The 24360-nt window shown below is 49.4% G+C and carries 24 protein-coding genes and 4 pseudogenes; 6 read left to right on the forward strand and 22 right to left on the reverse strand.

Going from position 1 to position 24360, the window contains the following annotated elements; genetic code table 11:
• Positions 1-379 precede the first annotated feature (379 nt).
• Genes SCU88_RS15705 through SCU88_RS15730 form a run of 6 tightly spaced genes read right to left on the reverse strand, consistent with a single transcriptional unit; the run spans position 380 to position 6329 of the window.
• The gene (locus tag SCU88_RS15705) at positions 380-1669 is read right to left on the reverse strand and encodes an anaerobic sulfatase maturase (RefSeq protein ID WP_175341672.1); all 1290 of its coding nucleotides are present in this window, start codon (positions 1667-1669) and stop codon (positions 380-382) included.
• A gap of 14 nt (positions 1670-1683) precedes the next feature.
• Entirely contained in the window at positions 1684-2010 is a 327-nt protein-coding gene (locus SCU88_RS15710) for a DUF202 domain-containing protein (protein ID WP_175341673.1), read from the reverse strand.
• Positions 2011-2012: 2 nt separating this feature from the next.
• On the reverse strand, positions 2013-2357 hold the full coding sequence (locus SCU88_RS15715) for a DUF202 domain-containing protein (RefSeq protein WP_175341674.1): 345 nt from the start codon (positions 2355-2357) through the stop codon (positions 2013-2015).
• Positions 2354-3079 (reverse strand): UTRA domain-containing protein, encoded by a 726-nt coding sequence (locus SCU88_RS15720; protein WP_175341675.1) that lies wholly within the window; start codon positions 3077-3079, stop codon positions 2354-2356. Before SCU88_RS15720 ends, SCU88_RS15715 begins: the two co-directional genes overlap by 4 nt.
• Before the next feature lie 53 nt (positions 3080-3132).
• Positions 3133-4878 (reverse strand): sulfatase, encoded by a 1746-nt coding sequence (locus tag SCU88_RS15725; RefSeq protein ID WP_138098076.1) that lies wholly within the window; start codon positions 4876-4878, stop codon positions 3133-3135.
• A gap of 32 nt (positions 4879-4910) precedes the next feature.
• Positions 4911-6329, reverse strand: a complete 1419-nt coding sequence (locus SCU88_RS15730) for a PTS transporter subunit EIIC (protein WP_175341676.1) — start codon at positions 6327-6329, stop codon at positions 4911-4913.
• A 140-nt stretch (positions 6330-6469) separates the two neighbouring features.
• Between SCU88_RS15730 and SCU88_RS15735 the strand changes: the two are divergent.
• Positions 6470-6681: pseudogene (locus SCU88_RS15735) on the forward strand (IS3 family transposase); the annotation flags it as partial.
• Between the two features lie 64 nt (positions 6682-6745).
• Here the strand turns inward: SCU88_RS15735 and SCU88_RS15740 are convergent.
• Positions 6746-7498, reverse strand: a complete 753-nt coding sequence (locus SCU88_RS15740; protein ID WP_175341677.1) for a DeoR family transcriptional regulator — start codon at positions 7496-7498, stop codon at positions 6746-6748.
• 80 nt (positions 7499-7578) lie between these two features.
• On the opposite strand from SCU88_RS15740, the pseudogene SCU88_RS15745 reads away from it, so the two are divergent.
• Positions 7579-8055 (forward strand): annotated as a pseudogene (locus tag SCU88_RS15745) (NUDIX domain-containing protein); the annotation flags it as partial.
• 160 nt (positions 8056-8215) lie between these two features.
• Here the strand turns inward: SCU88_RS15745 and SCU88_RS15750 are convergent.
• From SCU88_RS15750 to SCU88_RS15785, 8 genes and pseudogenes are all read right to left on the reverse strand, one after another.
• Positions 8216-8605 (reverse strand): Mor transcription activator family protein, encoded by a 390-nt coding sequence (locus tag SCU88_RS15750; RefSeq protein ID WP_175341679.1) that lies wholly within the window; start codon positions 8603-8605, stop codon positions 8216-8218.
• Positions 8602-9027 (reverse strand): phage protein GemA/Gp16 family protein, encoded by a 426-nt coding sequence (locus tag SCU88_RS15755; protein ID WP_175341680.1) that lies wholly within the window; start codon positions 9025-9027, stop codon positions 8602-8604. Before SCU88_RS15755 ends, SCU88_RS15750 begins: the two co-directional genes overlap by 4 nt.
• The gene (locus SCU88_RS15760) at positions 9020-9235 is read right to left on the reverse strand and encodes a hypothetical protein (protein WP_431810020.1); all 216 of its coding nucleotides are present in this window, start codon (positions 9233-9235) and stop codon (positions 9020-9022) included. The genes SCU88_RS15755 and SCU88_RS15760 overlap by 8 nt, the downstream gene beginning before the upstream one ends.
• A gap of 166 nt (positions 9236-9401) precedes the next feature.
• Positions 9402-10481 (reverse strand): annotated as a pseudogene (locus SCU88_RS15765) (integrase); the annotation flags it as partial.
• Positions 10478-10741, reverse strand: a complete 264-nt coding sequence (locus tag SCU88_RS15770; protein ID WP_175341682.1) for a hypothetical protein — start codon at positions 10739-10741, stop codon at positions 10478-10480. The pseudogene SCU88_RS15765 and the gene SCU88_RS15770, both read right to left, overlap by 4 nt.
• Entirely contained in the window at positions 10734-11669 is a 936-nt protein-coding gene (locus SCU88_RS15775) for a hypothetical protein (RefSeq protein WP_175341683.1), read from the reverse strand. The genes SCU88_RS15770 and SCU88_RS15775 overlap by 8 nt, the downstream gene beginning before the upstream one ends.
• Positions 11670-11679: 10 nt before the next feature.
• On the reverse strand, positions 11680-11985 hold the full coding sequence (locus SCU88_RS15780) for a helix-turn-helix domain-containing protein (protein WP_175341684.1): 306 nt from the start codon (positions 11983-11985) through the stop codon (positions 11680-11682).
• Between the two features lie 52 nt (positions 11986-12037).
• Positions 12038-12226 carry a DNA-binding protein gene (locus tag SCU88_RS15785; protein WP_175341685.1) on the reverse strand — a complete coding sequence of 63 codons (189 nt, stop codon included), beginning with the start codon at positions 12224-12226 and terminating at the stop codon, positions 12038-12040.
• Positions 12227-12312: 86 nt separating this feature from the next.
• Here SCU88_RS15785 and SCU88_RS15790 point away from each other — a divergent pair, with 86 nt between their 5' ends.
• From SCU88_RS15790 to SCU88_RS15800, 3 genes are read left to right on the forward strand one after another with little or no spacing between them, the layout of a single operon-like run.
• Entirely contained in the window at positions 12313-12732 is a 420-nt protein-coding gene (locus SCU88_RS15790) for a helix-turn-helix transcriptional regulator (RefSeq protein ID WP_175341686.1), read from the forward strand.
• Complete coding sequence (locus SCU88_RS15795; RefSeq protein ID WP_175341687.1) at positions 12729-13718, forward strand: hypothetical protein; 990 nt, start codon at positions 12729-12731, stop codon at positions 13716-13718. The genes SCU88_RS15790 and SCU88_RS15795 overlap by 4 nt, the downstream gene beginning before the upstream one ends.
• A 41-nt stretch (positions 13719-13759) precedes the next feature.
• A complete protein-coding gene (locus tag SCU88_RS15800) occupies positions 13760-14029 on the forward strand; it encodes a hypothetical protein (RefSeq protein WP_175341688.1) in 270 nt (89 codons plus the stop codon).
• A gap of 167 nt (positions 14030-14196) precedes the next feature.
• Here SCU88_RS15800 and SCU88_RS15805 read toward each other — a convergent pair whose 3' ends face one another.
• On the reverse strand, positions 14197-14646 hold the full coding sequence (locus tag SCU88_RS15805) for a hypothetical protein (RefSeq protein ID WP_175341689.1): 450 nt from the start codon (positions 14644-14646) through the stop codon (positions 14197-14199).
• A gap of 35 nt (positions 14647-14681) precedes the next feature.
• Here SCU88_RS15805 and SCU88_RS15810 point away from each other — a divergent pair.
• A pseudogene (locus SCU88_RS15810) lies at positions 14682-14939 on the forward strand (NUDIX hydrolase); the annotation flags it as partial.
• Positions 14940-15091: 152 nt separating this feature from the next.
• Here the strand turns inward: SCU88_RS15810 and brnQ are convergent.
• The 6 genes from brnQ to SCU88_RS15840 all read right to left on the reverse strand — a co-directional run bounded on the left by brnQ (position 15092) and on the right by SCU88_RS15840 (position 24359).
• Positions 15092-16390, reverse strand: coding sequence for a branched-chain amino acid transport system II carrier protein (brnQ, locus tag SCU88_RS15815; RefSeq protein WP_168198838.1), 1299 nt, complete (start codon positions 16388-16390; stop codon positions 15092-15094).
• Between the two features lie 515 nt (positions 16391-16905).
• Positions 16906-18018 carry a fimbrial protein gene (locus SCU88_RS15820; protein ID WP_138098082.1) on the reverse strand — a complete coding sequence of 371 codons (1113 nt, stop codon included), beginning with the start codon at positions 18016-18018 and terminating at the stop codon, positions 16906-16908.
• 21 nt (positions 18019-18039) lie between these two features.
• On the reverse strand, positions 18040-20565 hold the full coding sequence (locus SCU88_RS15825) for a fimbria/pilus outer membrane usher protein (RefSeq protein WP_431810021.1): 2526 nt from the start codon (positions 20563-20565) through the stop codon (positions 18040-18042).
• Between the two features lie 47 nt (positions 20566-20612).
• A complete protein-coding gene (locus SCU88_RS15830) occupies positions 20613-21299 on the reverse strand; it encodes a fimbria/pilus periplasmic chaperone (protein ID WP_175341690.1) in 687 nt (228 codons plus the stop codon).
• Between the two features lie 56 nt (positions 21300-21355).
• Entirely contained in the window at positions 21356-21946 is a 591-nt protein-coding gene (locus SCU88_RS15835) for a fimbrial protein (RefSeq protein ID WP_175341691.1), read from the reverse strand.
• Positions 21947-23468: 1522 nt separating this feature from the next.
• On the reverse strand, positions 23469-24359 hold the full coding sequence (locus SCU88_RS15840; protein ID WP_175341692.1) for an aldose 1-epimerase: 891 nt from the start codon (positions 24357-24359) through the stop codon (positions 23469-23471).
• Position 24360 lies beyond the last annotated feature (1 nt).

The raw sequence follows: 24360 nt of genomic DNA on the forward strand, positions 1-24360 counted from the left end.
GACTGTTTATGCTTCGGTGTAAACAGTCTCTATTCAAAAAGCGGAAATTATCGCCCCCATAATAAGGATGCTAATGTGACAGCCTTACAAAACGCATCCCGCCGCACTCACTCCCTGACCACTCCCGGCACCAAACAGTTCAGAAAACTCGTAGAGTACGGAGGAACGGAATTCGGTTCTGAGGGGGAAGACTCTTATATCTTTACCGCCCATTTATTTTACCGCGATGTAGGGACTCCATTCACTTCCGTTTATTTGCTAAGTACGTTCAAAAATCCGGGTGACTGCTATATGCTTTCCGTACTTACAAGATCTCACCATCTAGCTGAGTAACTTCTATAGAATATTAATGATGCCGACAGCCACTGCTATTCTACGTTTATTTCCCACAGCATTTTTTATATTTTTTACCACTGCCACAACGGCAGGCTGAATTTCGTCCCATTGATGAAATCGGGGTTATCTCCTGAGCCAGTATCTGCATGATACTCTCCGCCGGATAACCTGCTGCCAGTATGTCCCGCATAACTTCCATTTTCCTGGTAATGTGCCGGAAAAAATGCTTATAGCCGGCGCAAAGGTAGTTATGTCCCGGATGCCCCGAGGGAGAAACGGCAAAACGATGTTTTGGGCAACCTCCGTGGCAGACGGGCCGATATTCACAGCGCCGACAATCAGGCGTCAGGGTGTCACGTTTTGCCTGGCCGAAGGCCATTGCCTGTTCGCTGTTATTCAGCTCACGTAGCGACTGCTGATGAATGTTGCCCAGCCGATGTTCCGGATAGACGAAATGGTCACAGTTATACAAATCCCCGTTGGACTCCAGGGCGAACGCGTGGCCACAGGTTTCTGAATGAACGCATAACACCGGAGGTTGGCCGGTCCATGCCGCTAGTGCCACATCAAACATCTGTACCGACACTCGCCCGATATCCCGTCGCACCCAGATATCAAAAATCTGACTGAGAAATTCACCATACTGCCAGGAAGGCACGCTCCAGGGAGCCAGGGTCGCGGCACTTTCTCCGGGCAATACCAGATTAAGCGTGGCGGAATCGGAGGTGCTGATTCGCTCAACCAGCGGAATAAACTGAATATGCCGGGAGCCAGCCCCCAGCAGGAATTCATAGACTTCTCTGGCCTGGCCTGCGTTATGTTTTCCCACTACGGTAAGCGTGTTGAACGCCACATTATGGGATTTCAACAGCGACAATGCCGCCATTACCCGTTGATGCGTTCCGGCTCCTGAACGCGTCACCCGGTATGTATCATGAAGATGCTGTGGCCCATCTACCGACAGGCCAATCAGAAAATTATGTGCGGCAAAAAAAGCGGCCCACTCTGAATTCATCAGTATGCCGTTGGTCTGCAACGCATGTTGGATCCGCTTTCCGTTAGCATACTTTTCACACAGCGCCACTGCTCGCCGAAAAAACGGCAGACCTATCATGGTCGGCTCCCCGCCCTGCCAGGCAAACAAGACATGGTCCCCTTGCTGCGCTTCAATATGCTGGCGGATATACTGTTCCAGCGTATCATCTGTCATGCGCCAGTTTTGCTGACGCTCCGGATATAACGCCTCTTTTTCCAGATAGAAACAATAACTACAGTCGATGTTACAGACAGAACCCGTGGGTTTTGCCATAACATGACAACCGTTCATTGGCATAGAAAGCTCCTCTTTCAGAACAGGCTGCTCAGGCTGTGTAAAGTGACAGTCATGGCGTTTATTCCCAGTGACATGCAGAAAAGACGCTTCTGCGCGATAGCCTGAGAAGATGTTAATTCCATGTCACGGGGCATAACCCATTGACGGCGCAGTGATACCAGCACCAGGGCCATAGCGAATAGCGTTGAAAATGTTCCCAGTACCGCCAGTATGACATCCCCGTTGCTGAAACCCGAGCGGACCGTCACCAGTGCCAGTATCAGAGATGAAAAGGAGGTACGATGCCAGGACAACGCTGTCCGTTCTGGCTGTAATCCGGGATCCCGACTCCTGAGCGCCATATTCACAAGGCCACCAGGATAACCAGAGTCAGCATAATCCCGGCTGACAGACCGGAACTCAGCCAGAGCAACGCTTTCGGAAATGGCAGGGCGGCATCATGCCGCATTGCACGCTCATTTGCCGCCCAACGACGGTAAGCGTAATACGACAGACCAGCGGCCGTCAGGCCAGGAAGGGTCACCAGTACACTGCGAAACAACAGCGGTGTCAGATCGGGCGTCAGTTGGTCTATCCCGATGGCGGCAGCCATAAACGCCAGCGCAGTTCGGATCCATGCCAGGAATGTTCGTTCATTCGCCAGCGTAAAGCGATAATCCGGCGACTTTCCCTGTTTCCTCCACGTCATCGGCTGTTCTCGACAATATACTGATAGTAATTCGCTATATGTTTGGCAATGGTGTACTCGACCAGTTCACCACGATCATTGAATCCCTTGCGTGTTTTGATAAGCAGGGGTACTGCAGGATCGATGCTCAGAATGCGGCAGTCTTCCTCATCTGGCAGACCTGCCGTAATGATATCCTGGTAGGCATCTATATTTTCATTTCGCTCTTCAAACGCGCTATAGAGCCCTTTTTCCACATCGTCCAATGTCAGTGTGCCAAGCCGGGGAGTCAACCAGATGTAATTCACCTGCGCCGGAGCGTCATTTTCCCGGCAAATGATACGCGTCAGGTACTGGAGTGGCGCCCTGCCCTTTACCCCAAACAGGGCGGCGATCGATTCCGGCGGTTGAACAAACTTAATCGCCAGGTTTTTACGTGTGATCGGGGCCTGCTGCTGCCCATCCACCAGGCTGATACGCGTTTTTATCCCCTGTTTTTCGGAAGTACTGATAACCATCGTTCCGATGCCAGCCTGACGTTTTACAAACCCCTTTGCCACCAGCTCGGCCAGCGCTCGACGGGCAGTAATACGGCTGACTCCAAACCGTTCTTCAAACTCCGCTTCAGTTGGCAGAACATCATTCTTTTTATACTCACCGCTTTTCAGCTTATTCAGCAAGATGTCATACAGTTGGGCATACAGTGGTTTGGCCCCCCTGGTGTAATCAAGCTCTTGTTTCATAGCAAAAACTGTCCTTAACCTGGTACACCCAGTCGTAGCCGGGGTGTACTACATTAATTTAGCCGCATCTCTAAAGCCATTTTGTAGAACACAGCCTGATGCTGTTCAGCGGGAACTTCATCCAGAACAAACTGCCACAGATCATCCCGGCTCCAGGCCGATGTTTCAGACGCCTGCAATCGGCTCACGACATCACCCTGCCCACTATTTTCCAGATGCTGTTGCAGACACAACAGCCCATAACGAACATCAGGCGCACTATCACTGAACTCAGGAACCAGGGAGGGATCAAGTCCAAGAAGAGGCGTTTGCGGATCCGTCAATCCATAGCGATCCCACAATTCTTCCGGGGCATCACTGGCCCGCATTCCCTGCTCCATTGAAGCCAGAAGCCGTTTTGCCACACTCATATCGCGACACTGACACTCCTGTTTCGCAGAGCTCACCAAATCGTATAACCGATGACCGAAACGGTCTGCAACACGCGTCATAACAGATTCAGCCGGAATTTTCATCACCGGGCAGCCTTTGGTAAAACTGAAACCAGGATGAAGAGTCAGCCCCTGTAGCTCACCAGGAGTGAACCTGCGATTAATACGGGTAGGCATCAGCGTATATTCGTACAGTTCATCGATATCACGCTCAACGGGGGCGCGCATATACACATAGCGCCCGTCGGTAATATTGATATGGCAACCATGGTAGCCAAACAGGGCATATTCACGCACCTGAGTGTCACTGGCAATAGCTGGTTTCAGTGAAACACCCTGCATATCCGCGGGCTTATCCAGTCCGAAGAAGTCCAACAGAGTGGCCGGGATATCGATGGTCTGCGCCAGAGCATCCCGGGACTCTCCTGCGCCGCCACACTCAGGGTGCCAGATGAAAAAGGGGATACAGGCCACTTCATTATATAGCGGCATGATATTTTTCCCCCACCAGTCATGCTCGCCAAGAAGAAAGCCATGGTCGGTGTTGACGATAAGCATCGTATCCTTCCACAGATCGTACTTATCCATATAATCGAGCACCCTGCCCACATACTCATCCACCATCGTCAGCAGAGCTTTGTAGTATTTCTGAATAACGCTTTTGCGCGCATCATCTTCTGTGACGAAGTAGTAAGGCGGCCAGCCATCAAAAGTAGCGGGATCGTCAATACCATACATTTTCAGATATTTTTCAGGTACAAAGAAAGGTTCGTGAGGATCAAAACACTCCAGTTGCAGGAACCAGTTATCGGCAGCCTGGTTGGTGTGAATAAACTCAAGGCCGCTGTTAATGGTGCGTGCCAGATGATGGTCTTCCTCATTTTGCATGAACTGCACGTTAATCTGGTGCTGTGTACGGCTGGTGATACGGCGCTGTTTGATTTCCTCCGGCTCCCCGGACTCATACCGATATTCTGGTTTATCAACCACACCCTTCCATGCATCCCCTTCCTGACCACGAATGAACTCATAGGTGTTATAACGGGAATGGTAGGTTGCGCCACCGTCGCGCCAGTAATGCTTATGGTCTGTGACAAGGTGAGTATGGATCCCGTGTTTTTTCAGGATCTCCGGCATGGAATCATCAAACGGCTCCAGCGGAGACCAGGAGCGATGCAGAAAATTGTAACGTCCGGTATGAATTTCACGCCGGGCTGGCATGCAGGGCATACTGCCGACATAAAAATTGTTAAAGCGAACGGTTTTCTTTTTCAGCCGTTGAAAATTGGGCGTGATGGTCTCATCACAGCCGTAAGCCGACAACATATGCTTATTGAGTGAATCGAACATCAGCATAATGGCTTTCATACTTTGTCTCCGTTATTCCGGTTAATACTGACTCAGACCACCACCGTTTTTTTACCATAACCGCGGACCTTTCCGGTGGCATAAGTCAGTACAAAAGCGGCCAGGCACCCAACAAGCCAGGCAAGGATATACTGCAGGTATTTTCCGTCTGCAATAAGCGGAAGCGCTGATAACCCGGCAGCCCCCACGCCATTAGTCGTGACGCCCAGCAGCACAATCATCATTCCGCCAAAACCAGCGCCAATAGAGCCTGTAATAAAGGCAAAACCTGCGGGAATGTTAACCCCGAAGATAGTGGGCTCACCCACCGCAAGAATGGATGTCGGAATAGCTCCCCGGGCGATTTTCTTCATCACAGGATCGCGGGTCAGTAACAGTACAGCGGTCGCGGCCCCAACCATCCCGGCGTTAGACATAATCTGAATGGCAAATAATGGCGCATGCCCGGTAACGTTGATCATTTCCAGATGTATCGGAAACAGACCATGGTGCAGACCCAGTGAGATCAGAAACGGGAATAAGGCTGCCAGTACAAAACCTGCGGCAACTCCGCCAGTGGTCAGCAGTCCATTCATAGCGTGTAGAATGGCGTCTGACAGAATTCCTGCAACCGGCATAATAGCGAAAAGTAATATTGCAGCCATGATGGTCAGTACAATAGTTGGCGTCATCACCACGTCCAGAACGTCGGGAATGAAGCGGCGCACCTGTTTCTCAAGCCAGCACATTAGCCAGACCGCAAAGATGACACCGATCAATCCTCCCTGCCCGGGGAGCAATCCCAGTTGAGGCAACTGAGGGGCGATAGTAACGGCTCCCAGGAGCCCGCCCATGACCAGTGTCCCATCAAATTCTTTGGCTGAAGTCACCCCGGTATAGATAGCCAGAAAACTGAACAGCGCTTTCGACACCAGCCCGAGAAACTCACTGATACCTAACAGGTGGCGTTGTTCCAGCACCACCTGTGCTGGTGATAAATCCCCAACAGCCGCTACCTGATGGGTCAGCGCAAAAGAAGCCGCAGAATTAACCAGGACATTATTGATACCCATCAAAATCCCGGCGGCAATCAACGGTGGCAGAATAGGTACAAATATATTGGCGATATGCTTCAGGACTTTTTTGACGGGAGTTTGCTTTTTGGCCTTCTCTCGCGCCATTTTGGCTTTCTGCTCAACGTCACTGACAGAAGTGTCAACGGCGGAGTCTTTCATCAGCTCATTGATAAGAGAGGCCACTTTCGATGACTTTCCGGGACCGACAATGACCTGCAGGGTATCATCCTCAACCACGCCTAAAACGCCATCAATCGCTTTCAGTGCCTGCATATCGACTTTCGAGATATCGGCAATCGTCATACGCACACGCGTCATACAATTCGTTACGTGGAGCAGATTTCCCGATCCACCGCAGTGCTTCACAATAGTGTCAGCAACAAGGTTATTGTTCATTCGGATGTCCTGTGTTGTTATCTCCACTATTGTTATAACAATATAATGATATCATTAATGTGAGTGTAATCATACTCATCAGATCTGCATCGAGTCAGGAGCTTCATTGGGACAAATCCCGATGCTTACCATCAGTTAGCATGCGCCAGAGAATGAATCGATGTGGAAAATACTGGGATAATAGCCCGATAGAGCGATTCTTCAGGGGCCTAAATAATGAGTGGGGGCCAGTAACAGGTACATAGCTTCAGTGATGCTGCCCATGCAATAACAGACTATATCGTTGGATATGACAACGCACTCAGGTCACACGAATATAACGGCGGCCCCCCACGAATCGGAAAATCGATAATGGAAAAACGCTAACGTGGTGGCCAATTTTAGTTAAACGGAGTGAAAATGGTCGCGCAAAACCGCTAGTCCATCACCGACACCCCGTTGCGATGTAGCGCCGCCATCAGCGGTTCCCCCAATTCCCCTTCTACAATCAACGTACTGGCAAGGCTCAGATCGCCAATCGCAAAAGCGGAGGCTGCATCGATTTTTTCATGGGACGCCATGACGATAGTTTCGGAAGCTCTTTCGCTCAGTAACCGCTTTACGCCCGCCTCTTCATAACTGCCGGTGGTAAATCCGGCGCCGTGGTGCACGCCCGTTACCCCCATAAAAAAGAGATCGGCATTAATTCTGGCCGCGGCTTCGGCCATGGTCATGCCGGTCGTCACGACCGAGTGTTTAAACAGCGTACCGCCAAGCAGAATGACCTCGATGGCCGGATAATCAATCAGCCCAACGGCAATGCCGGGGCTATGGGTTACCACAGTAAAAGGCATATCCTGCGGCAGCAGTTTGATCATTTCACTGGTGGTAGTACCGCCGTCGATGATCACTACCTGGCCCGGGTTGATCAATGTAGCCCCCTTGCGGGCGATGCTCCTTTTTGCGTCTGTCTGCACGCTTTTTCTTACTTCGTAAGGCGCAATAGCGGCAGAAACCGGCAACGCGCCGCCGTGCACGCGCTGTAACAATCCAGCGGAGGCTAACTCCCTTAAATCCCGACGAATCGAGTCCTCAGAGACCTTAAACAACTGGCTTAGTGCCGTGGAATGTACCTGCTTGTCTCTGTCCAGTATCTCCAGGATGCGCTGTTTTCTTTGGCTGGCTAACATTATTTCACCTGCATGTTTATTCTTGATCGTTCACGATTATGCATGATAGCGTATCCGCTGTCATCATCAGGAGAGAACGAATGAACACTACCGGGTCGCCCATCAGGAATATCCGCTGCGAATTGCTTTCCAACGACTGGTATACCCTGAATAAATATACCTTTGAACTGCGCAGAAGAGACGGCAGCTGGCAGCAGCAAAGCCGCGAAGCCTACGACCGGGGAAATGGGGCCGTCGTTCTGCTCTACAACCGCAGTAAGCAGACCGTGGTTTTGACCCGTCAGTTCAGAATGCCGGTTTATCTTAACGGACATCCCGGATTTTTAATTGAGGCGGCGGCGGGTTTACTGGATAACGCCTCGCCGCAGGAACGCATTATTGCTGAAGCGCAGGAAGAGACCGGATTCCGCATTACCCAAATTGAACACATTTTTAGCGCCTTTATGAGCCCAGGCTCAGTGACCGAAAAGCTGTGGTTCTTTATCGCCGAATATACCGATGATAGCCGCACCGGTAACGGCGGCGGACTGGCGGAAGAAGGCGAAGATATCGAAGTTGATTAGACATGAGATAAATGACAGGGAGTGAGTGAGATAATTGTGGGAAGAACCGGGTCGATGTGGGAAGAGACTGGATGGTTTATGCAATAGCCTTACAGTATGTGAAAATCAGACCGGCCCGAAAAAAACAGCATTCGCACCAGCCTGATTGCAGATATTACCCCTTTTTCCCCGTATCGGCATCAGGTTCACCATCAAACAGCTTACCCTGCATCCGATCCAGTTCTTCTTTTTTTACCCGCTTGACCACACTGTAGATCCACTGCAGAGAAACGCCATACTTGCGGGCCAGTTCGTGGTGGTTACGCCCGTCGAACTCCTGGAAGATTTCCCGGTCGCGCTGGCTGACCTTCCAGACCATCCCCATCGGGAAATAGACGTTCTGCCCGCCCCAGACCTGCATCATGCGGTTAGCAACCGCCTGGCCAATCTGGTCGGCAACGGCGGGATCAATATCAATAATCTCGCGAACGGTCTCTGAGGTGTGTTGTGCCAGCTCAACCAGCAGCTCTGGCCCCTTGCTACGAAACTGACTCATGTCGCTCATCGCTTTGCCCCCGTAGCCCTGCGTTGCCACTTCTTCAGCTTTTCAATTACGCTGCTGGCCTGCTCAGCGTTGAGCCAGCGTAACGCGCTGATGCCCGTTTCCCGTTTAACCCAAAGCGTCAGCGCCTTCTCCGAACGGTCACGGATAACCCCCGCGTCGGCCATTTCCAGCCATAGCGCCCGGATTTTCTTCGACTGAGGGTGGCTATCCAGCGGTATCCCGGACTTCGCTTTCCCGGCAGGCTTAATACGGAACCCTTTCTTCTTCATGGATTCCAGTACGCGGTTAAGCTGGGTTATGTCCATTCCCTTTGTTGAGGCTTTTCCCGTCAGGCCCTGTAGCATCTGGCGGTAGGTGTCCTCATCCATCTGGAGGTCATTGCGGGCAATATGAATGAGTTGAATAAGACGCTGTTTATTCATTATCGCCACTCCTTTTACCGGTACCACCGATATAGTCAACATACAGAGGAAGGGCTACAGGCCAGCACAGGAATATAACGGCCCAACTAATCCAGTGCCAGGCACCGCTGTATCGTGAATAAAAGCCGGTATGACGGTGCAATTCAGCCGTACACCAGCCCACAAAACAATACCAGAACAGGCCGCACACGATAGTTTCAGCCATCATAAGCCGCCCCCAGTTTCTGCTGTTCCTGCCCATTAACCGGCTGATGCAGTCGGACGTTTTTCCCCTCTTTGTAACCCAGGTGGCGGGACATGTCCGCGTCACGGGATTTCCCGGTATTACGGCCTGTTGTTGTTTCTGTATAAGGGTATTTCTGGGACAGCCAGAGTTTAATCAACTGCTCTTCAGTAATTTTCAGCCAGGCATCCGTGCGCGACATACCATATCGGCTGTGTACGGCTGTGCGGTTGAATTTCATGCGCCACAGGCGGGCCAGTCGGTTCAGTTCGCCAATATCGTCAACCCGGACAAAGCGCAGTCCGCCTTCAAATTTACGTTCGATAATGTCACGGGCTTTTTCGACAGAGCCGGTGGCGCGGGCATTGTGGGCCTTGTGCTGGATGGTGCGGATACCCATTGAGCGGCACATATTCAACAGTGAGGCTGAAACCAGTGCAGAGCCGGGGTCGGTAAACAGAATTTTCGGAACGCCGTGCAGCACATCGGCGCTGCCGCGTTCCTGCATGGCGTTAATCATTACCTCCAGGAAGTTGATTGCACTCTCGCCACCAAAGCGATATTCAACGTAGATCCACCCGGTAGTGTGATCGGTAATTTCGAATGACCACACCCGATCGTTAACGATACGATCAAGGTTTTTGGGCTTGTTTTTGTTAAATTCAGCAGCGCCCATGACCCGTAATCCGGTGTCGCCCTTCGTCTTTTTAGAAGGGTTCTTCAGGTAATAGAGTACGCAGATGGAAGCATCCAGTTGCCAGACATGATTGGGATGCAGGCTGGCCAGCTCCAGAGCAGGAGATGGTGCCCGCAACTGGTCGGGGTGCATGCGATGCTGTCGGAGGGCGCGACTGATGGCGTCAATTGATAACGGGAAAAACTCTCCCGTCTCAGTATCGGTACGCCCGGCAATAATCAGGCCGTTATCACGTAATCCATCCACAATATCCTCCAGACTGTAACCTTTCTTGCCGTTGCCGGGGCGGGGTGACGCCAGCCAGGCACCGGAAATCGTCAGTATTTCTTCATGCGTCAGAGCCGTTTTACCGGCATCAGAACGGCGTTTACGTGGTTTGCTCATCCGTACCCCTTTAAGCTTTTTCAGCAGGGTGGCGCGGGACATCTGCAGCTCTTCACATGCCGCCTGATAGATGGCTTCTTTTTCACCGTGTCCGGCAGCGTCAGCGGCGGCGGCGATGCTGACGAGCCGTTGCGTCAGCACTGGATTCATGGCTGACTCTCATTCACCGGGGTGAAATTGGGCATGTCTGAGGGCGTAATGCCAGCGTTTCTGTATGCATCCCTCTGAACCAGAGTGATTTCCCGTTTCAGCAATCGATTCATTTCATTGACGAAAGGTAAGGAATTGGCTGCTGATACCTGTATTTCTCCGCTGCGAGTTCTGATAATGAAGCCCTGAGACATCTCAGGAAGGAGGATGCACAAAGCAAGCCCCAGAGCCTCCGGGGAGTCCATTACAAGGTTATTCATGTGTATTTTCCTCCAGCGCTTCTTTTACCCATTCATCCATGCCGTCAATTTCACGAAAATCAGGCAGGTCAAACTGCTGGCGCATATCGACTACACGGGCTTCGATATCATCAAGTAGCCCCGCCATAATATGGGTGTGGTTGATGCCGGTACGCTCTGCATGTTCGATCAGTGCTTCAAAGCCGCATTTGAGGTTGATAAGAGCGCTGAGTACACCGTTTTTAAAACCAGTGGCTTCCGTTTCTAGCGCCTGACCTTCTTCATTGGGCGTCTCTGTTGTAGTGCGGCGTGTCAGTTTCGCCTTGAGTTCATCAGCCTGATCTTTGAGAACATTGATTTCATCTTTCTTTTCAGCCAGGGTCTGGCGGCTGATTTCGAGGTCGGTTTTGAGGTCTTCCTTCTCTTTGGCATGTTTGGCGATCATTTCCTCGGCCAGCTCAAGTAGGGCCGTTTTGTCACCTTCTTTAGCCACCTCAATCAGGGCACTTTTCTGATCGTCCGGCAGACGGCGGAATTGGCGCAACTCACGGTAGCCAATACCCATGCGGGACATGGAATCCAGAGCTTCTTCTCCGAAAGATTGCAGGTTGTTTATTGATTCATTCGCATGTTCAGGGGTGTACCCCAGCAAATTACAGAATTCTGCCCACGTGCCCGAAAACTCAAGACCGTCTTGACCTTTCTTTCCTTTAAGTGATTGATAAAGTTTGTTTTCCTTGACAAATGCCATCTTGGAAGTCAAGACAGTCTTGGAAAATTGAGCAAAGGCATCAGCCATCTGCGCCTGACCAAGAAGTTGATTCAACAGATCACGTTCGTCAGTGAACCGGCTGGTTACCGTCGCCATCAGATTCTGGGCTGTTTCCAGTTCCGGGTTCAGTTCAATATTCTGGGCAAGCGGTGTCGGTTGAGATTTGGTACGAGCCATTTGTTACTCCTTAGCGGCTGCCAGCAATGACGCGCTGGTTGATTTCATTAATTCGGGCCTGGGCGTGAGCCATTTCGCTGTTATGTGCCATGGCTATTTGTAGAAGCTGGATACCTGGAGCAAAGCGCCCGTTCTCCAGCTTCAGTGCCAGGCCTTCTTCGATCAGGGTATTGAGTGCCCGGTTGATATTGGCGGGAGATTCACCCAGCGCTGTGGCTAACTCACCGTTTGAGACGCCATTGAGGGTGTGGCCACGCAGGGCTTTCATGACCCGCAGAATGCGGGAGCCTGAACTGGAAATTTTTGCCTTATTCATGTCACATTCCCATTTTTTCAATATGTGATAACCTGTTACATGGGTTAAAATTTCAGGCAGCGTGCGTTGACGGTTTAAGCCCGAGTTTCACGGCAATCTCATGGGATTTTCCATAGTGGGCTTTAGCCTGGCCGTTAAGAACACGGTAAACCTCGTTACGGCTGTAACCATTCTCTTTCGCCCAGCGGGTAAACGTGATCCCACGTTGACGGAAGAGGTTTTTGACTTGATCGGCAGTCATCGTTGTCTCCTTGGTTGATGCAATGATGTTTGGTTTATATGTGATAGATTATGGTATTCATTTGAATACCTGTCAATGGGATTTGCATGCATTTGAGTATCGGTGAACGATTAAAAGAAGAGCGCGAAAGGCTGGGGCTGAGTCAGTTGGCCTTCGGTGAATTAGGCGGCGTAAAAAAACTTGCTCAACTTAACTATGAAAAAGGTGATCGGTTTCCGGATGCCCAGTACTTGTCCGCTTTGGCTAAATTTGGTGTCGACGTCCAATATGTCGTCACTGGAGTTCACTCGGTAACATCAATGCCACAAGATGAGGTCAAGTTAGTTGAGTTATATCGAGCCGCCCCAGTTGTTGTTAAAGCTGCCGTGCTGTCTGCTTTGACCAATGGTTCTTCAGAGGAGCGAGCTGAACAGGTAATCCACGGTGATGTGCTTGGGAACGTTATCAAAGGTAATGTCACCATAGGGGCTGGCGGGGTCATGAACAAAAATACTAAGAAGAAATGAGCAAAGAAAAGCAAACAGTTAACGGTGATGTAGGTAACGTTGTCAGTGGTGATGTAACCATTCATAACTATTCGGCTGAAGCTTCGTCGCCTGCCGCTGCTCAGCAGCCGATCTCATCGTTACAAAAACGTGATCTGCATCGATTAATGGATGAGTTGGTTGACGCTGGTGAAAGCAAGCGTGAACTGTGGTTGATGATCCATACGAAGCTTAACACTACCACCGTCAATGAAATGACAGCCGCCGATTATCATAACGCCGTCGTAATCCTTCAGGAACAAGCCAGCCGACGTAAGTATCTCAAGGACTGTAATACACTAATCTCAAAAATAATCACCATTACAGAGCCAGCCTACCGGGTTGACAGAGACAGATATTGCCTGAAGCATTTCGGTACGACTCTCCTTAAGGGGTTGGATAAAGAGCAGCTTCAGGGAGTATTTGGTCATTTTGATGAACTGTTGAGTATTAGTGATGATAATAAGGCGTTATCACAGCCACGGGATGCTGTGGCGGAACCAGTTGAATCGGTACCAACCAGAAACCGGAAGCCCTACGTAATACTGGGCGGAGCATTGGTTCTCGTCGCAATAGTCATCGCTGGAATGATGGTGTATACAGGCAAATGGGGAGAAGCCAAAGCAGTGTCATCCCCTGAAGCCAGCGTTTTTAACATTAAGACCAGCGACAAAATAATAGAGGCTTCCGTCCCCGCACTGCGTGGCATGTTTCCAGGGTTAAATAAGTATTCAGACGATTTCTATTCAGTTTCAACCTACAAGCAAAAATCGGGCTGGCATACCCTCAAGTTTACAGTATCACCACAATCCTCTGTTCCCGAAAGCTATGGCGTCAGGGGAAAAACCTGCTACATCAACATAAACCCCGATGGTAGTTATGCCCGTGTTCTGACCGCTCCATGTAGGTCACTGTTACTGGATCAACAGAGCACTCCTGGCGGTAAATATCGGTTTATTTTGAAGTGAAAAATTGGAAATAAAGCAGAACTGACATGAAGGAGATATCTATGAAGCAAACATCTGCTGAAGAGTTTATTGAAATCTGGAATCGGCAGAAAAAAAAAGAAGGCGATGCCATTCAGCAGGCGGCGCCCTCAATGATTCCAAATATATTGGGAAAAGCTGTTGTTACCCTGATCAGTCAAAACCAGCAACTCACAACGGAAAGCCTTATTAACTATCTTGAGGATCAACTTCAGCGCACTCAGGGTAATTTACTTGAAAGCTGGAACCAAACGGCTCTGCAGTTTCTGAAGGACTCAGCTTCGCCGAAATAATGTCCGTTGCTATGACCAGTAATGCCAGCCAGTCACCTTCGTCAGCGGTGTATACCTGGCTGGACATGCACCGCTTTAGTGACTCCTCGTAAGTTTCATCCGGATTATGGACAAAATACCAGTTACCTTTTGGCGTTTGTTCCCAGCTCATTTCAGCTTACCTCACGTTATTTACCAGATAGCCCAGTGTTAAATGATGGTGTTTTGCGTAATTCCATTGTAACCAGATCCTGATCGTATAATACGAACAGAGCGGCTACCACAGCATGCACCGCATCAGGAAGACGCCAAGTTTGCTCTTCAGATGACATGAGATTCGCCAATTGACTCACCATGTTTTTTCTCATTTCAGTACTTGAGTTAGTCCTGTTACAGGATGAATTTTCATGGCTGGTATTCTGTGTGTAGAATCTGAAATTGCCATCTGCGGCCCCATAGCCATGGTAAATAACAAGCTCATTGTTTTTGATTGTATGGATTGCTTGAGTTAGTTTATCTGTCGCATCGGCAGTGCTGGCAGCCTCAACGCTCAGTGTGTAAGTTTTATTTTGCTCTCCGGTTCTGATCCCAAAGAGAAATCCGCTTTTACGGCCAGTCAGTTTTGGTTCAGTCATCATGTTTGCCTCCAGGCTATTGTATATGCCACCATTCTGGCCGCTTACCGGTGATTGGCGAATGGCTGGCCTTCCCGCTTGCCAGTGCCGCTGGCTCGAAAAAAATTGGCGATGAAATCAGTGAATCTTTCCTTTACCCCGTCGCCCATCGGCTCATTACCCGCTGTGATGCGGTATTCCGCATTGAGGGCGAATCTAATGGCGCCGACAACGATGTGCGTATTGCCACGGAGTTAGGGCTGGCGGTTTATCACTGTCTGGAGGCGATTCCTGATAACGGGGTAACACCACAGTAGCAGGAATAACGTGGCCGGCCTTCATCAGGAGACAGTCTGTCAGACCGTCTCCTGAAATGAAGAAAAGCTGTAAAAAGCAGGCTATCCGAATATTAATCTGGTGCTAAAGTCATCGGAAACGGCTGTATTTGAAGTAATGTCTTGCGACCTTATTAACGGGAGGTGATAGCAACTTTTCTTGAGGTTTTGTCTTTTAGCAGTAGCAATAGCGCTACCAGCGCTGTCGGCAGGACCCAGCCCAGCGATACGCTGGTGAACGGTAGCTTATCAATCAGGTTAACCGTAAAACCCAGAGGTTTGAGAACGGCAGCATAGGCGCTGAACGCAATGCTTACCCATACCGGAAGCGCGATCGAGTGAGCCGGCCAGCGCAGGACGGTCAACAGAATAAGTGTCGTGCAGGCAGGACAAATTACTGACAGAGCAGGAACGGAAATCCCGATAAGGCGGGTCAGGCCGATATTAGCAATCAGGAACGACGCGACAACCACTACAGGCAGTAAAATCTTATAACTGATACCTGACATTTCACTGAACAATGTTGCTGTTGCCGACGTCAGGCCGACCGCCGTCACAGTGCAGGCCAGATAAATCAGCACGGCCATGAAAATGGTGCCGCCCACACCCATATTCTCCACGATGAAAGCTCTCAATATCTGCGCTCCATTCTGAAAGTTCCCCATCTGGCCGAAGCCAGCACCAATCTTCATCAGACACAGATAGATGGCGACAAGCCCGATACCCGCGAACAGCACAGTGGTTCTGGTATAGAACCTGATGTCCTCACGTTCAGTCACGCCTTTGACCTTCATGCTGTTGACGACAATCATGCCGAAGGTCAGTGCGGAGAGTGTATCCATGGTCAGATAACCGTTCATGAAACCATTGGAGAAGGCTTTCACGGATTCATCAGAAGTCGCAGTCAACAACGGCGCTACATGTGAGCGGGTGGCGAAAATGGCCAGACACAGCAGACACAGTAGCTTCAGTGGAGCCAGTACATAACCAATGGTTTTCAGCAGGCGACCCGGATACAGGCCCAGAAACCACACAACAGCAAAGAAAACGCCGCTGTAGATGCACAGATGCAGCGGAGTGTCGTCCAGAAAATTCACCACCCCCATTTCATAGGACACTGAAGCGGTACGAGGGCTGGCAAAGAACACGCCGAGGAATAAATAAAAACTGGAAGCCAACACCGCCCCCCAAAACTTCCCCATCGGCGCGCAAACTTCCAGCGGATGGCCATTCTTTTCAGCCAGAACAATGACGGCCAGCATTGGAAGAAGCACACCAGAAATATTAAACCCGATCGAAGCAATTAAATAATATTCGTTGGTCATCCGACCAACGATTGGCGGATAGATAATGTTACCAGCACCGAGAAACAATGCCAGGGTCATAAAACCCAAAGCAATAACGTCTCTGGTAGGAAGAATTTGCTTTCGCATACTGTAAGCCTTATCAGCATGCCTGTGTGCAGTTATCATCATTCATTAACTACGTTCTAACAGGCAATTAACCAAAAGAGGGATTTATTAAATTAATAAACAAATAACGCCTGACTATCCCTGCCTGTACGCCTATTAATTAAAAAAACGCCTTACTCATTAATTACCACAAACAACCACAATACTGAAGATAAAATTCGTTCGGCAATGTCATAATATGCATTAACATTCATACTTACATGAAATTAAAGACCAGACCCAAAACATTCCAGCAACACTCTTGCATCTTTAAGTCCATATAAACAGACCAGGAGAAGAGTCAGGGTCAGAAGGCCACATTAGCCTGAAGCACGCCGTTGATCGGTATGTCATACAGGCCTGGCATGAAGACCGGAGCATCAAACCAATGAACCGGTCCCCGGGAAGTAAATGTAGACAAGATTTTTACGCCGTGCCGGATCAGGGCCATATCGGCAGAGCCCGGCACCCGACAGGAGAATTGCGTGATATTGCCTCTAATTATAGATAATGTTGAACGTGGCCATACTGTCCGCCCGCCCGGCTGACACACCTGAATCTGTCTGGATATACCGGGCCTGGAACTCCATATCCATGGCCTGCCCGGTAGAAGTAGCCTGCGCAACGACCGGTAGCGAATCTGGCTGAGCATTCAGGGGTACCCGTTGGCCTGTCGGAACCTGAAGGTTACCGCCATACATAAGGGCGATACCGACTCCACTGGCGCTTCCTTCCTGCCGGATTAGTGCCAGTGCATCAGGATCCGACGCCGTTGCATTACCAAAAAATCCTACTCTGACGGATGCGTTATTCTCACAGAGAAGATGAATCCTGAAATTTTTCGTCTCGCCAGCGTAACTCCCCACACCTTTAAACTCACTGCGACTGACTTTTCCCATATCAACCTGGATCGACGAATCACCGGAAGTGACCGCACAGCTTCCGTATTTAACCGTAAGGCTCGACAGATAAATCTGTGGCGCCCCCTCAACTTCCCGAGCGTTGTCGGCATTATCACCGACCCGCATTGAAGCGCTACCGACCAGCATTTGACCTACTGTCGAGGGCTGATTGCCATCATGCAAAGGAGAGCCACTGGACGGAATCTTGAAAAACACCACGTAGGGCTGCATTCTGAATCCTGTTGCGGATTTCATGTCCGGATTATCGTTCGTCGAACAAAGACTGCGTTGTTTATTACTGGCTTCGGTGGCGCGGTAATCACCACTGCAGTATTCAGGCTCCCGGAATCCCAGGGCAAAGCCAAGTCCCTGGGTTCCTTCCATCTGGTATATCGGCGTGCTGACACCGGAAAAAATCGTTGTCGTCAAACCAGAAGGTTTCGCATTAATCTGAAAGCCGATCTCCTTATAGTTCCAGGAAGTATCAGCCTCATTCTGCTTACTACAGCTAAACACCTGGTTATCTGATACAGGCATCTGAGCAGAAACTGGCGTTCCATCACCGGCGCCGGGAAGAAAGTTAACATCATGTACCTGCACAACAAGCTGACTATTACTGCGGCACTGTTCCTGGGCGGCCTGAGAGGCACTGCTATACAATACTGCCAGCATGGCCAGTAGATTAAGAATCTTTATCACATTATTCATTGTATGAACCTGTCGGGAGAATTACAGACACTCTGCCTCTGTCGTTTTTACCGCCGCTTTCTGGTCCAGAATGGCTCGAATATCGAAGTTGGCCTTACAGGCTACACTGCCGTTTTTGTCACGCCACTGTACATGAATGCCGCCCTGTTCGGGGACGCCGCTTAAGTAAAGCAGGCCTTTGTCTGCCACGACGGCATCAGTATGATTTCCTGCTCCGGTAAGGGAGGCTGTAGCACCGAAAGGGACATCCTGCCCGTGATAGCGCAGAGTAAACAGCACCCGATGCCCCAGGTGAGTGGCGAAATCAGCCAGTGTCACGGCCCCACTATCCGGCACCACGTGTTGCTCTCCCAGCTCAACATCAATATCGCTGCCTAACGTTTCCGTATCCAGTTCAATGGCATTTTTTCGGTAAGCAGTCAGTGATGGCACGATCGCATACCCCCGGCTGTCGGTAATGACATGTGAGGCATTACGGACTTCCACGTTTGCCGCCCCGGGAACTCGAACCAGCGCAAAAGCATCCCCCAGCGGCTGACTTAACGTAATGCCATATGGATGAGCCACTATTCCCCCTGCAAGCCCATAGGTCAGGCGTTTGCTGTATTTATCCTGACTGTATCCCGCACTGACATCGCCCTTACTGCCGTGATAGTCCAGTCCCATCCCAAAGTTAGTGTTGCTGCCTTCGCTGTCATGGCCAATAAGTACGTTATAATTCAGACTGTTATCATCAGATAACGCGCCATACAACGTCGCCTGCTGCGACGTTTTCTTACCCGGTGCGATATTCAGGCTGTAATTAACGGCAAGCGTGCTGTCTGGTTGCCAAAGGCTGAAGGGAATATTGATATTAAAGGTGACATTGCGATCGGCGCGGCCATAACGCGATGAATCTATGTAATAGTACCCGACGCCCCATGAGATGCTTTTATAGTTTCCATAATAGCCCATGTGGACCGTACGCTCCTGACCCGGAACGCGCCAGTAATCCTGAAGATAAGCGGAAACGCTCAAACTGCCGAAAGAGCCCATTGACTGAGAAACGGCCAGCTCTGAACGGCTACGGCGCCGGGTATCCTGCAGACTGTCTCTCTGATTCGCTTCATCAAAAGTGTAGAAACTCTGCGAAGAGTAACGGTAGCTGGCGAGGCTGAAAGAAGTACCTGCATCAGCAAAATCTTTCTGATACTGGACGCGCACAGATGAACCACGAGTACGACGGTTTCCCGGTGTAATGGCGCTGGCCCAGGTGGCATCTATGCCCAGCGAACCGAACTCACCAAATCCTCTTCCTAGCCCCAGCGCAACGGCACGATAATCTGAAGCCAGTTGTACTCCACCGTACAATGTTAAATCCAGAGGCATGCCATAAGATAGTGTCGACTGGACAAATAATGGTGTACGCACATCATCGTTACCGGCATAGTGATAGCGCCCGACATTAATGCTGTATCTTACTCCCCCCCTGCGCAGCATAAAGGGAACAGCGGAATAAGGCTGGGTAAATTTACGTACGGTACCATTGCTTTCCTGGATGGACACTTCCAGATCGCCGCTTTGTGCCGTGGGAAAAAGATCCTTTATTTCAAAAGCTCCGGGCGCAACATACGTTTCATAGATCACATAACCATGTTGGAATATCGTCACACGGGCGTTAGTGTGTGCAACACCCCGAATGACAGGAGCAAATCCACGTTGACTTTCCGGTAACATATTATCGTCAGACGACAGCTGAATCCCCCGATAATGAATGCTGTCGAAGATATCACCGTCAGTATAGGAATCGCCCATCCTGAGTTTACTGTTCAGCTGTCGAATATCCCGCTGAAGCCAGGTGCTTTGCGAATCCCAGTGCCCTGACTTATCGTAACGCCAGGTACTGATATTACGCAGACGCCAGGCGCCAATGTTCATGCCATTACGCAAATTCAGATAATCAGAATGTAACTCTGTACCCTGGGCTCGAATACTGGAGCCACTCAGGCTGTAGTTAATAAATGCCGCCGGTAATCCGTCATCCCACAGAGAAGGATCAACATAACCATGCAATCGGGTTTTCATTGCAGCCTGAGGAATACTGATATCCAGACGCTGCTGTGAAAAATCGAAACGGGCAGTGGCATCCGGAATAAAATCACCCAACCGGGTTATCGTTTCCCCATCACGCAACTTCTTAAACGACGAAAAAGCGCGGATATTAACGCCCATATCCGCCAGTTGACGTTGTGTAAGAACAGGCGCCAGCCCTGCCTGGTTCGCAACGAAGTCGATGTCTCTTTCATCAATCAGTCGTTGATTAAGAAATATACTGACCTTATAAGTACCAGGCTGCTGTCCCCCCTCGCGTGAAAAATAACTGAGATCCACCTCACTCTGTCGCTGCGAAGAGAGTTCCAGAGCGGCGGGGTCAAAATAGTCGGTTGCCAGTACCATACGCGGCTGCCATATGAATAATAACAAACCAGGAGTACCGATAACCCATGAGGGTAAATAAAAGAAATAAGGACGACGTCTTCCCTGACGGTGTTTTTGTTTAAACATCATCACTGTACTTATATTTTAAGAAAGCTGAATCAGGCGGACATAGCGGGTTATATGACCTGCCTGGCTACCTCTGTGACGCCACCAAAATCATTAATTGCCTGCCAGGAAACCGTGCTACCGCCGCTTAGCCTCCACTGACTATCACCTTTTGGAGGTATCATTCCTGGATTCTTTATCTCATGCCCACCGATACTCACTTTATAAAAGGAGACAAAATAAGGGGTGGGATTATGGGCAATCAACTGGTTCCCCTGGCGGCGGAAAGTCACTTTTTTATAAGCCTCTAGCGGATTGCCATCCAGTCCTGACGGGCGATAGAAGAGCTTGAATTTTGACTTAATGTTAACCTGTAGCTGGTTGCCGCCATCAGGATTACTGGGCGCAATCGATTTAATATCCAGCCAAAATACAGACTCTCGATCTTCAGGTAATGGGGCGCCGGTATAACTAATCCGCAACACACTGGATTTTTCCGGATCCAGACGAAAGAGAGGTGGCGTGACGATAAAAGGCACTGGCCGTTTATCCCCGGATACCGCACTTTCCAGCCAGCTCTGAATGAGATAGGGTGCGGATGAGTCCTGATTATTGATCGAAATGGAAGCTTCCTTTTTTCCTTCCTGATAAATAACGCGAGTCCCCCCCATAACCACACCAGCGCGTGAAAAGGGACTCAGTAACAGCAATATAGCGACCGACAGTACAGTGCTGATTTTTGATGAGAATATTTTCATAATAAGGATTCCGGCATCAAAAGGAAGGTACTGGCGGGATATTCCCCGCCAGAAAATCAGTTATAAACCATCACGAAGTTAGATACGGCATTCGCGTGACCTACGCTAATAGGTTGTCCGTCAGCACGATAGTCTGCGTAGAAAGTCAGGGTGGCTTCTCCCCCATCTTCACCCTGAGTGACATTCATGGCTTCAGAGACGGAGCCAATCTTGATTGATGAGCTCCGATCTTCTTCATACAGCTTCACTCCGACACCAGTCGCGCCGCCGGTAACAGCCAGCAGGGAATCGTCTGCAGCATCTTTTTCACCATCGAAAAGTACCGCAACAGTGCTCACGGAGTCCGGGCAATTTTCCACTCTAATCTGGAAAGGTGTCTGAGTGGACTCTTTGTTATCCGGGAAATAGGATGCCGCCCATTTACCTAAATCTACTGTCTGACTTTTTGACCCTGGAGTAATATCACAAGACACATCCGTAATTTCACCGATAAAATTTACAACTCCCCCGGTTCCCTGAGTACCAGCTTCAGAGCCTGGATTAACATTCATAGGAGAAATTTCAGACGCCACGGAGAAAGTCGTGCCAGAGATCATCAGGCTACTGCCTACAAATACAGCAAGAAGCGTTTTTTTTACGTTGAACATATAATTTCCAATATAGTGAGGGAAGCCCTCTCTACAACAATTACAAGACAGTCCCTTAACCTAATAATCCATTATCAAACATCCCTGGATTTTCCATAAACAATAAGGAAGCCTTTTAACCACAAGGTCAAAATACGGGTGAACAAAGCTTCCTGAAGCAGAATATCGGCACCGGGATAATATATATGCGTTAAAACTTAACCGAACGTTCCAAAACCCCAAAACCATGCAACAAATAAATAACAACTTACCATTAAAAACAATCACGCACAAAAGATGTGCGTGAGATAAATCTTATACCATAAGAGTAAAGATAACAATCCCGGTAACATACCCGCAAGGAAAACACCAAAGTCATACAAACCACACAAAAAGAAAAAAACAGACTTTAACGGAGATGGAAAAAGCAGAACCCAAAACAAAAACTCAAATAAAACAAAAAATGCAATATCATTCACTATGCCATCATGGAAGGAACCCATATATCAATAAGAGACAGGTTTCTTTCATTGGCAGGGGATGACCTCTTCTCACTTCACAAACAGAAAACTCCGCAAACAAATATCATTCATAACAGCAAACCATAAAGCAACACTTTTAACACTAAATCATCATTAAACCATTTTCATCACGAAACAGCCTCTTATATAACTTCATCACTATTCTTTCTGTCGTCCTTATTCTCAGGCGATCGTTCTGTTTGCTCCGGCTATATCTGACTAAATTCAGTGAGGCAAAGCATACCTGAACAACCATACAACAAATGGTTCACAAGATTTTCTGTGCCGGCCAATATCTGCAAGCAACTAAAGGCTCAAAAAAATTAAGGGAAATGACCAATACAATAACCAGCGCCTATCCTTCAATACGCCACCATGCCGCTCAGCCATAGCATCCGACCGTACCCGTCATAGCCAGGCGGCAGCTTAACCCCGCATGCGGGGTAAGCCAGCGATCGTCATGGCTTCCAACGAACATTAGCGTTTGTATGCTCAATTGATGTGGATTTATTCAGGTGATAACGGATACCCGGGTTTCATATGCAGCCGGGAAGTTTGCAAACATTAGAGAGCCTGAGAAATTCAAAGAAAGTTATCTACCGCGTAGGGCGGCCTCCACCACGAATTTATAATCACTGACTAAACCATCGACCAGATCAATACAGAGCGTTACCCTGAAACGCACGCCCACTAACCATCTCCTGCCTGCTGGCGCAACGCTGTATCCCGTGCCACGTTAGTGGTACCGTAGACACGTCCCGGCCGTCAAACCCCACGGCAGGAACCTTTTAGATCCCCGGTTCTCACTGAATCGTCTGACAGCGTGTTCCCCGGTGCTCAGGAAAACTGCAACCAGCCACTGAAATCAATGAGGGTAGAGGTCATAATACCCCCCTAATTAACGAATAAAATCCGTCATATTGATAACATCCCGAACAATATGTGCTGCATTTTATCCACTTCCACCCCAAAAAAAACGACAATTTCAGCGGCTTATCCAATTTTAATGTCTATAAATAAAATCAGGTTTCTCTTTTAAATCTCCAGATTGTCTCAATGACCAAAGGCTCGCCCGGTCTGACAAACTGCGGCGCATGGTTAATCGCATTCGGAGCCTGAGTAAGAGGGTTAACACAAGTGGCATCCTGCTGCTTATCAAAAACCACCAGACTTTTCGCAGTCGATTCCATCGACATCGTCAGTTGGCCAGGCCATTGCAACCTGACATTAAGTGGAGAAGAAAAACCAAAGCAGTCATCCCATGGCCCCGGGCATGGAGCAATCCGGTTGCCTGTCGGCAATTCATCATTACCAGATTCTTCCTGCCAGTCAGCATGGAAAAGCACCTGTAACTCTTCTCCTTTTGCATTATCAGTAAGGTATTTAGCAAACCACGGATGCCAGCCAGCGGAAGCAGGAAATGTTTCCGACGCTGAACCAACCTCAAGGCGTAAAATCACCCCATCATCTTTCAGCGTTAGTATTTGTTGAACCTCCCCCTGCCAGGGCCAGGGTGAATCCAAATGCATACGTAATCGTAGCCTGTCAGCCGTTTCCTCCACAATTTCCCAGGATGAATAACATGCCATTCCATGCAGGGCGTGGGGCGATTTATTCGCAGGTAACGTATAACTCTGGCCGCCAACGTTCAGGGTTGCGTATCCCAACCGGCCAGCCCAGGGTACCATTGGAAAGCATCCATACTGAAATGCTTTTCTTTGAGGTCCCCACTGCCGCAGAACTTCATAACCAAAAGCCTGCAATGATGTGATTCTGGCCCCATCATGTGGGTAAACTCGTATATGGATATCTCCTTTTTTCAGCAATACGGAATCACCTGTTGGACCTGGCCATGGTGTATCAAAAGCATATTGTAGTGCTTGCTGATGTGCTTTATTACATTCTTTTCTCATG

The organism is Jejuibacter sp. L23 (assembly GCF_050815825.1).
Classification (GTDB): Bacteria; Pseudomonadota; Gammaproteobacteria; order Enterobacterales; family Enterobacteriaceae; genus Jejubacter; species Jejubacter calystegiae.

Coding starts and splice junctions, on each gene's coding strand:
- brnQ (WP_168198838.1), bottom strand. CDS start 16,390: ATGCGAAAGCAAATTCTTCCTACCAGAGACGTTATTGCTTTGGGTTTT.
- SCU88_RS15840 (WP_175341692.1), bottom strand. CDS start 24,359: ATGAGAAAAGAATGTAATAAAGCACATCAGCAAGCACTACAATATGCT.
- SCU88_RS15795 (WP_175341687.1), top strand. CDS start 12,729: ATGAGCAAAGAAAAGCAAACAGTTAACGGTGATGTAGGTAACGTTGTC.
- SCU88_RS15715 (WP_175341674.1), bottom strand. CDS start 2,357: ATGACGTGGAGGAAACAGGGAAAGTCGCCGGATTATCGCTTTACGCTG.
- SCU88_RS15775 (WP_175341683.1), bottom strand. CDS start 11,669: ATGGCTCGTACCAAATCTCAACCGACACCGCTTGCCCAGAATATTGAA.
- SCU88_RS15760 (WP_431810020.1), bottom strand. CDS start 9,235: ATGATGGCTGAAACTATCGTGTGCGGCCTGTTCTGGTATTGTTTTGTG.
- SCU88_RS15720 (WP_175341675.1), bottom strand. CDS start 3,079: ATGAAACAAGAGCTTGATTACACCAGGGGGGCCAAACCACTGTATGCC.
- SCU88_RS15755 (WP_175341680.1), bottom strand. CDS start 9,027: ATGAATAAACAGCGTCTTATTCAACTCATTCATATTGCCCGCAATGAC.
- SCU88_RS15710 (WP_175341673.1), bottom strand. CDS start 2,010: ATGGCGCTCAGGAGTCGGGATCCCGGATTACAGCCAGAACGGACAGCG.
- SCU88_RS15705 (WP_175341672.1), bottom strand. CDS start 1,669: ATGCCAATGAACGGTTGTCATGTTATGGCAAAACCCACGGGTTCTGTC.
- SCU88_RS15750 (WP_175341679.1), bottom strand. CDS start 8,605: ATGAGCGACATGAGTCAGTTTCGTAGCAAGGGGCCAGAGCTGCTGGTT.
- SCU88_RS15820 (WP_138098082.1), bottom strand. CDS start 18,018: ATGAATAATGTGATAAAGATTCTTAATCTACTGGCCATGCTGGCAGTA.
- SCU88_RS15790 (WP_175341686.1), top strand. CDS start 12,313: ATGCATTTGAGTATCGGTGAACGATTAAAAGAAGAGCGCGAAAGGCTG.
- SCU88_RS15835 (WP_175341691.1), bottom strand. CDS start 21,946: ATGTTCAACGTAAAAAAAACGCTTCTTGCTGTATTTGTAGGCAGTAGC.
- SCU88_RS15785 (WP_175341685.1), bottom strand. CDS start 12,226: ATGACTGCCGATCAAGTCAAAAACCTCTTCCGTCAACGTGGGATCACG.
- SCU88_RS15830 (WP_175341690.1), bottom strand. CDS start 21,299: ATGAAAATATTCTCATCAAAAATCAGCACTGTACTGTCGGTCGCTATA.
- SCU88_RS15825 (WP_431810021.1), bottom strand. CDS start 20,565: ATGATGTTTAAACAAAAACACCGTCAGGGAAGACGTCGTCCTTATTTC.
- SCU88_RS15725 (WP_138098076.1), bottom strand. CDS start 4,878: ATGAAAGCCATTATGCTGATGTTCGATTCACTCAATAAGCATATGTTG.
- SCU88_RS15805 (WP_175341689.1), bottom strand. CDS start 14,646: ATGATGACTGAACCAAAACTGACTGGCCGTAAAAGCGGATTTCTCTTT.
- SCU88_RS15780 (WP_175341684.1), bottom strand. CDS start 11,985: ATGAATAAGGCAAAAATTTCCAGTTCAGGCTCCCGCATTCTGCGGGTC.
- SCU88_RS15730 (WP_175341676.1), bottom strand. CDS start 6,329: ATGAACAATAACCTTGTTGCTGACACTATTGTGAAGCACTGCGGTGGA.
- SCU88_RS15770 (WP_175341682.1), bottom strand. CDS start 10,741: ATGAATAACCTTGTAATGGACTCCCCGGAGGCTCTGGGGCTTGCTTTG.
- SCU88_RS15800 (WP_175341688.1), top strand. CDS start 13,760: ATGAAGCAAACATCTGCTGAAGAGTTTATTGAAATCTGGAATCGGCAG.
- SCU88_RS15740 (WP_175341677.1), bottom strand. CDS start 7,498: ATGTTAGCCAGCCAAAGAAAACAGCGCATCCTGGAGATACTGGACAGA.